Raw genomic sequence first — 9,220 nt, forward strand, 5'->3', positions numbered from 1 at the left:
ACTGTTTCGCGACGAGGGAGCCGGCGATAATGGCGATATCGCTTGTTTCATTTTCGTGACCAATCCGGAATGCTAAGTTCAACTTCACGGGCCTTAACGCAATTTAAGGCCCCGTTAGCCTCGGAAGTAAAATTCTTACATGACAATGAGATGACGCGTCTCATAATTTAGTCCGCAGGTTCTGGTCGCATACCGCCAATACCTCAATCGTTTTCGAACGAGGAGCTATCGTATCGACTCTGCCTACGCAGAAAGAAATCTCGCGCAGCAAGTGCTGGGGAAGACGCGAGCCCGGCACAATGTCCGTCCGCTCGTCTACGCCAGGCGCATTGCTTCCTTCCCAAATTCCTTTGTAGATTTCTTCTGCTTTGGCATTCCGGTTGCCTTCAACTCAAGAAAACCTCTTCACTTTTCTGAAGCAAGTCCCGGCGCAGTTTTATCCGTAAAGTGTCTGCAACATTTCGCAATAACAAACGACACACTGCAACAGTTGCAAGGCGCATAATGCCGTTGTGCTTCGCATCGCGTCAAAACATCGATCTAACTCGGTCGCCAAATAGGATCGGGTAGAGGGTTTTAGTCAAAGGTAAGTTTCATGACACGTTATGTCATCGCGTTCACCGCGGCCGCTGCTCTATTCGCTACCGCCGCCGTACCCGCCTTCTCGCAGGTGGTCATCTACGATGGCCAGCCTTCAGATCCCTACTCGGTTGACGGGAACACGGAATCCAACTTTCTAAACTCGTGGAACCGCCATCATGACCATCAGAACCGTTGGTCCGTACAACGGCCCAGCTTTGGACCTGACGACGTTATTACCTTGCTCGAGGATCGTGGTTACCGAGTGAGGGATGTTCAGGATGTCGGCGAACGTTATCTGGTCAAGGCAACCCGTGGCGGCGACAACTTGCTCGTGAGCGTATCGCGGTCGGGCGATATCATGGGTGTCGTCCACGACCAGTACCAGAGATAAGCCATACCGGGTTGTCAATCCAGCGCCCTGTTCAACCGCTTGGGTGAGCCAAAGCTTGCCCTCGACCGTCCAACGCCAAACGAAAGGCATCCAATGTCTACTTCTCGCAGCCGTGACATCATTTCCCGACCGGAGGCAGGCAATGGAGAGTTAATCCGTGTCGAGCGTGTGTGGCAGCATCGCCATGATCTCGATATACGGACCCCAAAGCCGCGACACAATGGTCCAGCGTGGCTCATGCTTGCGGCTGGCGGCCTTATGCTCGGTGCAATATCTGTCGTTGCTTATAGCGATCCGGGTCCGACACACACCCCTTTGTTGCAAGAGGTCACGGCCTCCCATCCCGACGGTCGGGAAGCCGTTGCCGCTTCAACAAGACTTCAGAACATTGTTGATACGGCACGAGCACCAATGACAGCGAGCATCACAGAGACGCAAGCTGCTTCTGCACCTTACACCGTTATTCCGACCCAGCGGCCGGTCTTTGACGGTGTTAGATCTCGTGACCCTGAGAAGATGAACCGTTCGGCGTCCGCCACGACTTCGACCAAAGTCATCCGCTACGATCGATGTAATCCCGGCTGTGACTCCCGAGATCCACTGGTCGCGGGGACAATCCCACCTAGAAATTCTGCACGACCGTCTGTCGGTCCCGTGGAAAGCACAGATTTAGAAAGTTCGAGCGGAGCCGCACAAATCGCGAAAACTGCACTCAATGGTGCCGGTCTTGTCCTCATCCAAACCGCTACTCTGCCATTCACGACTCTGAAATTCGGTCGAGATACGGCGATGAAGATGTCGGAGCAGAACTAGTGCCAATGACTCGATGCTTGCGTCCCAAAGTATGTTGCTGCCGCGGAGGTCACGATGGTTCAGCACCGCAGTTTCCCTTTGAATTTGCTGAGCATGGCGACGTCCAGTAGGTCTAGAATTAGTTTCTTATCGATGCCAGCCTCGCGCAGTTCATGCGCAGCCTCTCACAGTCGTGGGTCCAGTCGAACGGTGGCCTTATGAAGAAGAGCGCGATCGTGGTACTGGCGCAAATTTGGTGGCGCTATGGAAATACGTGACCGGTGGCGTCGTCATCGAGGGCTTTGTGTTGAAGGCAAGCCGAGAACAACTATCGCGAAGTCCGCAACCTCGCCAAATTGCAATCAGCCGACCAGATCATCAGTCCTGGCAGATCCAGGTGAACGACCCGAAGCTCGATAGGGCTCGAATGCCGTTAAACAAAGAATGGGATCGTTCCCCTGAGCCTGGGCCGCGACGCAAGCGAGATCATGGTGTCGTCGACCAGCGCGCCGTATGCGAGGTGGAACCGGCGATGGAAACAACCCGGTCATAAATAGCAGGCCGAGCCTTGACTGCAGACACAAACAACCGAAGGAAGCGTCCCATGGATTATTAAAAGGGCTCGACGCCGAATTCCCCATGTGAGTGAAGAGCGTACCCCGTCGCGTGCAATACTCATGCCCTGCTCGATAAGGTCTGCCGCCTCTCGCCAGGTATCGGCGGAGGAGAGATCGACCGATATTCGTTCGAACTGGGCAATGCTGGTCGAACGCTCCTCGATGATAAGACTACGATCGTCATTGACCGTGACGAGTGTGACCGTCTTTTCGCCGCTCTCATTGATGTCCCGCCCTTGTGGCATACCAGGCATGATCACCCTGCGCTCGCCGGCATGCTGTGCCCGCGCATGGATATGCCCAAGAGCCCAATAGTCAAAACCCCAACCGTGCAGGTCGACCGCCTTGCACGGTGCATAAAGATCGTGACCCGGTGCTCCGGCGAGGCTCGTATGCATGATACCGATGTTGACGGTGTCAGGGGTTGGGCGGTGATATTTCTCGAGGAGGCTTTCCGGGGCTTGAGGCTTTGCAAAGCTCAGGCCGTGCACCGATATAGCTAGATCGCCATGAGTGATGTCGACGGCGTGTGGGCGGCCGCTGAACACGGTCACCGACGGCGGTAGGATCAGCTCCTGGGTAATTCGGGACAGGGCGTCATGATTTCCACGGATCACGAACGTGTTAATGCCAGCCTCGTGCAGCCGCTGCATCTGGCTGGCCAGAAAGCGGGCCGTTTTCATCGAAGTCTGTTCGCCATCATATAGGTCGCCGGCAATAATCAGAGCATTTACCTGTTCGTCAACACACAAGCCGACGATCGCTGTTAAGGCTTGTCGGGTGGCGTCTCCGATCAGCTCGGCAAGGTCACTATTTCGTAGCGCTAATGAGCGTAATGGTGAATCGAGATGGAGGTCGGCCGTATGAATGAATCTGAATGCCATGCCGCAATCTTCTCGGTATTACGGTTCAATTTAAAGTAGCAAACGCCATAAGTTTCTGCTTGAAAATTGGGAAATATTTTTGGCCCTGACGAGGCAGTACTGCAGCCTGCGGGCGGTTCTAGGCGTTAGAAAGTAACGATCGCAATGACAACGCATTTATACCTGCGTGACGGCAATAATCCGCATCAAGGCGGCGAACCTCTCGAGGGAGTGAGGATGCCAAAATAATTTAGGCCCCAGTGGGGCCCAAATTGGTCGTGCTGTATCGCTTTAGACTCCGTAGCCGTCCTGCACGAGGCAATGGATCAAGACTTGTTCCTCGACTTCAGAGTGAGGGGAATATAGATAACCTAGTCGGGCGCGTCAATAGGGATGGCGAGCCTGCAAGGACGGGTTTTTCGGAGTGCAGGTAGATCTAATATGCAGGATCATCATCAGACCGCAAGGCGTCTTTTGCCACAGGGAACTTCAGAAGACATCGTTGAGAAGATTGCGAAATTCATACCTATCGCCAACGACTCGATCCTGCGCGACAGCCTAAAAGAGGCGATCGGCAGGCCCAAGAAGGGTGTGACCGCAATTACTATCGAGGTTGGGGCCTTCATCGACAAGGTCCATAAAGCCTATAATCGGCGTCTAGCGGAGATGGGGCGGCTTTATCCTCTCTTCAATATATTCGAAAGTTCCTTCCGGTCCTTTCTCGCCCACACGATGGATGAAGTGCATGGGTCATCTTACTGGTGGAAGCCGGCCTACGATATTGAGATATTGCGTTCCGATCCACATCATCATAGCGATCCCGGCATTTCGCACATCGGAACCCTTCGCATTAGTTTGGACCTGTCAAATGCCGTCCATGACTTTGCTCGTTCGATTGCAATGAGCAAGGAAGCGCGGATCCTCGTCGATGAAGGAGGCGGGACAATGGATCTAATCCAGTTCACCAAGCTGAACGACCTCGAAAGGCTGATCGGTGCGGACTGGATTAGGATCAAAGATTCTTTTGCCGTAGCGCCATCATTTGGTGTCACAACCTTCCTCAATCAGTTTGAGAAGGTGCGGCATGCGCGAAACAAAATATTTCATCACCGCGACATTAGCGAGAAGGCGGCAATTGTCACCATCGCCGAGGAACTGCTCGACCTGATCGGCGTCCATCTAAAGTCACTCTACGAAGATGCCGCGCATGTAGCGGTTTCTCCCTATCACTTCGTGCAAGATACCGCATCGAGTTATCACTATGCGCTGTCCATCACACGTTACAGCTTTACTGTCACAGCCCACTTTGGTGAGAAGGCTGCAGAGGTGCGCTCCGAGGGTACCTGCAGCGGCGATGCTATCGTGCGCTATCTGCACTCGCTTAAAGCGGCGCGCATCGGTGATCTTCATCAGCTTCAGTCAAAATTGCTAACCGTGAGCTAGCAAATGCACCTCGATATACACGCAGATTCTTTGGGAATGAGTGGAGGTAACAACGCCGCACCAAGGCAATTAATCGGAGCCAATTTCAAGCGTTGGCTGGCTGATAATACGGCGAGCACCTCTCTGATTACCTGCGGCGGGTTTCAATCAGTTTTAATGGGATGGATACAGCACATACGATTCGTCGTGCTGATAGCTACTTATGAAATAGTTGCATTTCCTTAAGCAGTTCGGATTTTAAATAGTGGGTCGCTGGTTCGAATCCTTTCAAGGCGCTGGAACTGACGTCGGGCATTGATGGGCGGCGAAAGATGCCGGATATCTATGCTTCTGGGTTATTTCCGGGGCCCTGGAGTCCGCACATAAAAATTCGTCGATCCACGATCGTCCAGCAAGATTTCGGTCGGCTCCTCGGTGGAAAGCCATAATCGTAGCACGCTGCCATCATCTCTCTCTGGAGCAGCTGATTGGCCGCCGCCAAGAAGAACTTCCTGCTCGCTCTCCGTCAATTCCGCCCAGAAGCCATCGGCGGCAAGAAAAAACGTGCCGCTGACCTTCTCTTCTGCGAGGACGTCTGTGACCATGAACTTCCTGGAACGAAAACTCTGGGTGAGAAGGTGCCTCGTGGGGGATTTTGCGATCGCATCGAGAGGCATGTCCGCCAAGGCGTTTGCGAGGGTATGTGGCGTGACTTGCCAGTGTACCTGGCCGTCGTGCCTGCCAAGAAGGCAATCTCCTGAGTGGAGAACCGTCAAGGAGCCTGTGTCTGTCCCTCACGTGAAAGAAGATAATTCTGGCGGAACCCCTTGGAAACGATTTGCGAAGGGCTTGATGAATCTCCCGAAGCTTGGCTTGCATGAGCTCGTGGCCCCACGCCTCGTCGGTTCCTGGAAACCAGTCGACGACAGCTTCGACGATTGCCCGTGCATATCCCCCGTTGTTGAGCCGTTCGTGGCGCCATCAGCCACGATAGCAAGGAGTTCACCATGTCTCCCCGTGATCCCCGCATGGTCGCGATTGTCGTCGGTGCGTGTTCCTTTTTGGCTCAACCATCGGGCCTTGATTTTCATTGTGCGGGGCCATCCGCACAATGGCTTATCGAGACAAACCTGTCCCGGACGATTTCTACACGACCGGCGGGCCCGCGGATATTGCCATCGAGAAAATCGTCGAAGTCACCTTGATCGAGGAGCGCACGAAACTGTCCGGCGATGAAATTTCGAACCTCGTTGTCGGCCGCCGTGACCTCGGCTAGGAGCTCCTCCCTGCCGTCGACAATCAGGAGGATGTCCTCCGCGTCACGACTCATGATCAAGTCGCCGTTTCCCCTTCCGGCATAGGCCTCGAGCTTTGTCGCAAGAAACATTGGCGGCGTCAGGATCCGGATCGCAAGGTCTACCGAGAGCTGGTAGTGCTGTGCCGTCTCGATTCCACTCGCGTACCATCGATTTCCGAATCCGAGGATAGCCGGATCATCCGGCATGAAGTCGACCGTGAGCTTGCCGAGACGCATGCGGCAGATCACCGCCTCGTCAGCTGCCTCCATGAAGCCCCGGTGTCGAAGCTCTTCCTGGAGCTGTGCCCAGGCGGGAAGGCCTGCCAAGTCAACGATCAGGTCGATGTCGTCAGTGGCACGCACATCCTCAAGCGTGACCGGATCAGTGATGAATAGCGCGGTCGTGCATCCGCCGACGAAGACCAGGCGCGAGCGGAGGTCGTCGCCAAGGGCCGAGGCAACGGCTTTCATCATTTCCAGCAGTTGGGCGCGGATCGCTGTCATTTGCTCATGATCCTTGACTTGAGGTGGTCTGTCGCGAGACCAACTTCCCGCTGGTTCCCGAGGCGGATCGCATCGACCAACGCGAGGTACTCATAGAGTGCGTCGTCCTTCAGGACTGCGTCCGGCACGGTCTTGAAGAGCGGCTCCACCGCCTGCCCCATCTCCCTTCCGTTGGCATAGGGCCAAACGAAGTTGTACGTCCCGCCGCTGATCAGGAGTTCCGTGAGCATAGGTGCGGCGAAGGCGGTCGGTACGCCGCGCTGCATCGGCCCAACTTGAGCGGGGAAGACGAACTTTAGCCCGGTGGTAATGAAGCCGAACAGGTTCCTGCGGCTTGGCCTAGGCTCGTTCTTGCTATTGTCTTTTCGCGCGATGCCTGACGCGACACTGCGCTTAATGGACTGCCCTATTTCGGTCTTGCTGATACCTAGTAGCGCCTCTAGGTTCCGAACGGAATACGGGTCTCCCCCCACGGATTCCGATCGCAACCGATCGATGCCCTTGGTGAGTTCCTGGTCTTGCAGACTTACCAGCTTTAACAAAACGACGATATCTTGGCTCTTCATAAACAGTGTCCTCTGTCCTAGGACTGAGGACAGTTAGCCTGAAGCAATCGGTCCTGTCAATCTGTGGACATCGTGCCTTAGATTAATCGTTTGGAGCAAGAACTCGATGTAGCTCACACCTGCTTGGGCGATTTGATAGATGGTAATGATCGGGGGCAATAATGTTTCCAGATTGATCAAGACCAGATTTCCGGGCGGAGCAAGGCGCCTGGCCAATCTCTCGCTGGAACCGCCCCGAATAATATCTACAAACGCGGGAAAAGCGAAATGGCATTCAGCTCGAGATAATGCGTACATTTCGCGAGAAATTTACGGAACCCTGAACAGCCTTCGGCTTTCGCTAGGGTGATTGCCATCGCTGTTATGACATGATGAAACAAAGGTTGGATGACGACGCGACATGTCGAACCAAGCGAGTTATATAATCTCGACACTTCACCTAAGTATCTGTTCTAACGAGATTTCATTCTGCCAAAATTACTGTTCAACGGTTCGATTCCCATCAAGACCACCTATAGACATCGCCAGTCCCTTGTCGTCGAACCGGTGGACGCGGCTGCGGTCCGGGGTCATGTAGACGGTCTCGCCGGCCTTGACCGGGAATTCGCCGGTACCACGCGCCGTGATGTGGCCGATGCCTTCGACATCGACATGCAGGAACGTATCGGAGCCGAGATGCTCGGCAACGGTGACCTTGCCCTGCCAAACGCCGCTTTCAGTCGACAGCACGATATGCTCGGGCCGAACGCCAACCGTCGGCGCGCCAAATGGTTCTGCATAGACGCCGGTGACGAAATTCATCCTCGGCGAACCGATGAAGCCGGCGACGAAGAGATTTGCCGGGTTTTTGTAAAGCTCCATCGGCGAGCCGACCTGCTCGATGTTGCCGCGGTTGAGAACGACGATCTTGTCTGCCATGGTCATGGCTTCGACCTGGTCGTGGGTCACGTAGACCATGGTGGTCTTCAGCTGCTGGTGCAATTCGCTGATCTCGAGACGCATGTTGACGCGCAGCGATGCATCGAGGTTTGAAAGCGGCTCGTCGAAGAGGAAGGCCGATGGCTGGCGCACGATGGCACGGCCGATGGCGACGCGCTGGCGTTGGCCGCCGGACAGCATGCGCGGTTTGCGGTCGAGATAATCCGTGAGGTTCAGCACGCGAGCGGCTTCGCTCACCTTGCGGTCGATCTCGTCCTTCGACATGCCGGCCATCTTGAGCGGGAAGGCGATATTGCTGCGGACGCTCATATGCGGATAGAGCGCATAGGACTGAAACACCATGGCAAGCCCGCGCTCGGATGGACCGAGGCTCGTGCCGTCCTTGCCATCGATGATGATCTTGCCGCCGGAGACATCTTCGAGACCGGCGATCAGGCGGAGCAGCGTCGACTTGCCGCAACCGGACGGGCCGACGAAAACGACGAATTCGCCGTCCTTGATTTCAAGGTCGATGGAAGGAATGACTTGGGCTTCGCCAAAGACCTTCGAAACCTTCTGAAGGGTAATGCTGCCCATGGTTCTCTCCCAGATATCTTATTTGACCGCGCGGCGCTGAACGCATCAATCAAAATGTTCGGAAACATACGGCGCCGATAACCAATCCCGGTGTTTCAGTCAGCAACCAGCCCGCGGCGTCAGGCCGTCTTTCGCGGCAGCGCTTTGATGATCTTTTCCGCCAACTCCAGATCGTCCAACCCGCCCTGGAGCGGTGTTATCGGGGTTGCCGTGTCATGGATGCAGGCGACGAAGTGCTGCCACTGCTTGCGGAACGCGGTGTCGGGGGTGCCGGGCAATATTCTCTCGCTCGAATTTTCGCCGGACGCCTCGCGAAGGCGCACGGTGGCTGCAGCATTCCTGACATAGGGGTTCTGGAACTCGATGCGTATCTCGTGGGCTTCGCCATGGACTGTCATCCACTCGTCCCACCATTCGTACTGTGCACCGAAGGCAACCTCCAGCAGAGCCGGGACGCGGTCGGGAAAGCCGAGCACGGCCATGATGTGAGTAGGGCCGACCGCTTGCACATAGTCCACCGCTTCTGCGACGCCGAAGGCGCCGCGCAGGACTGCAAGATCGTGACTGCCGAGCATAAGCAGCGTCATGTAGAGATCATGATAAGCAGCATGATCCTCGCCTAGCATTACAGTTGCGTATTTTTACAAGTTCTGAATCTATAGGCCTCCATG

At 55.2% G+C, this 9,220-nt stretch carries 7 protein-coding genes and 1 pseudogene; 3 read left to right on the top strand and 5 right to left on the bottom strand.

Annotated elements, in window-relative coordinates:
* Window positions 1–595 precede the first annotated feature (595 nt).
* Window positions 596–973, top strand: coding sequence for a hypothetical protein (locus EQW76_RS28205; protein WP_142832593.1), 378 nt, complete (start codon window positions 596–598; stop codon window positions 971–973).
* 1,453 nt (window positions 974–2,426) lie between these two features.
* Here the strand turns inward: EQW76_RS28205 and EQW76_RS28210 are convergent.
* Window positions 2,427–3,266 (bottom strand): annotated as a pseudogene (locus EQW76_RS28210) (DNA repair exonuclease); the annotation flags it as partial.
* A 420-nt stretch (window positions 3,267–3,686) separates the two neighbouring features.
* On the opposite strand from EQW76_RS28210, the gene EQW76_RS28215 reads away from it, so the two are divergent.
* Both EQW76_RS28215 and EQW76_RS29530 read left to right on the top strand, forming a co-directional pair.
* On the top strand, window positions 3,687–4,688 hold the full coding sequence (locus tag EQW76_RS28215; RefSeq protein WP_143123506.1) for a hypothetical protein: 1,002 nt from the start codon (window positions 3,687–3,689) through the stop codon (window positions 4,686–4,688).
* A gap of 467 nt (window positions 4,689–5,155) precedes the next feature.
* Window positions 5,156–5,428 carry a hypothetical protein gene (locus EQW76_RS29530; protein ID WP_203452806.1) on the top strand — a complete coding sequence of 91 codons (273 nt, stop codon included), beginning with the start codon at window positions 5,156–5,158 and terminating at the stop codon, window positions 5,426–5,428.
* A 326-nt stretch (window positions 5,429–5,754) separates the two neighbouring features.
* Here EQW76_RS29530 and EQW76_RS28225 read toward each other — a convergent pair whose 3' ends face one another.
* The 4 genes from EQW76_RS28225 to EQW76_RS28240 form a co-directional block, all read right to left on the bottom strand.
* A complete protein-coding gene (locus EQW76_RS28225) occupies window positions 5,755–6,468 on the bottom strand; it encodes a nucleotidyl transferase AbiEii/AbiGii toxin family protein (protein WP_142831125.1) in 714 nt (237 codons plus the stop codon).
* Window positions 6,465–7,034 (bottom strand): hypothetical protein, encoded by a 570-nt coding sequence (locus EQW76_RS28230; RefSeq protein ID WP_142831126.1) that lies wholly within the window; start codon window positions 7,032–7,034, stop codon window positions 6,465–6,467. The genes EQW76_RS28225 and EQW76_RS28230 overlap by 4 nt, the downstream gene beginning before the upstream one ends.
* 477 nt (window positions 7,035–7,511) lie before the next feature.
* Window positions 7,512–8,549, bottom strand: a complete 1,038-nt coding sequence (locus EQW76_RS28235; RefSeq protein WP_142831127.1) for an ABC transporter ATP-binding protein — start codon at window positions 8,547–8,549, stop codon at window positions 7,512–7,514.
* A gap of 119 nt (window positions 8,550–8,668) precedes the next feature.
* A complete protein-coding gene (locus tag EQW76_RS28240) occupies window positions 8,669–9,136 on the bottom strand; it encodes a hypothetical protein (RefSeq protein ID WP_143123507.1) in 468 nt (155 codons plus the stop codon).
* Window positions 9,137–9,220: the final 84 nt, after the last annotated feature.

Origin of the sequence: Rhizobium sp. rho-13.1, from assembly GCF_007000305.1 — a bacterium.
GTDB lineage: Bacteria > Pseudomonadota > Alphaproteobacteria > Rhizobiales > Rhizobiaceae > Rhizobium > Rhizobium rhododendri.

Coding starts and splice junctions, on each gene's coding strand:
- EQW76_RS28205 (WP_142832593.1), top strand. CDS start 596: ATGACACGTTATGTCATCGCGTTCACCGCGGCCGCTGCTCTATTCGCT.
- EQW76_RS28215 (WP_143123506.1), top strand. CDS start 3,687: ATGCAGGATCATCATCAGACCGCAAGGCGTCTTTTGCCACAGGGAACT.
- EQW76_RS28225 (WP_142831125.1), bottom strand. CDS start 6,468: ATGACAGCGATCCGCGCCCAACTGCTGGAAATGATGAAAGCCGTTGCC.
- EQW76_RS28230 (WP_142831126.1), bottom strand. CDS start 7,034: ATGAAGAGCCAAGATATCGTCGTTTTGTTAAAGCTGGTAAGTCTGCAA.
- EQW76_RS28235 (WP_142831127.1), bottom strand. CDS start 8,549: ATGGGCAGCATTACCCTTCAGAAGGTTTCGAAGGTCTTTGGCGAAGCC.
- EQW76_RS28240 (WP_143123507.1), bottom strand. CDS start 9,136: ATGACGCTGCTTATGCTCGGCAGTCACGATCTTGCAGTCCTGCGCGGC.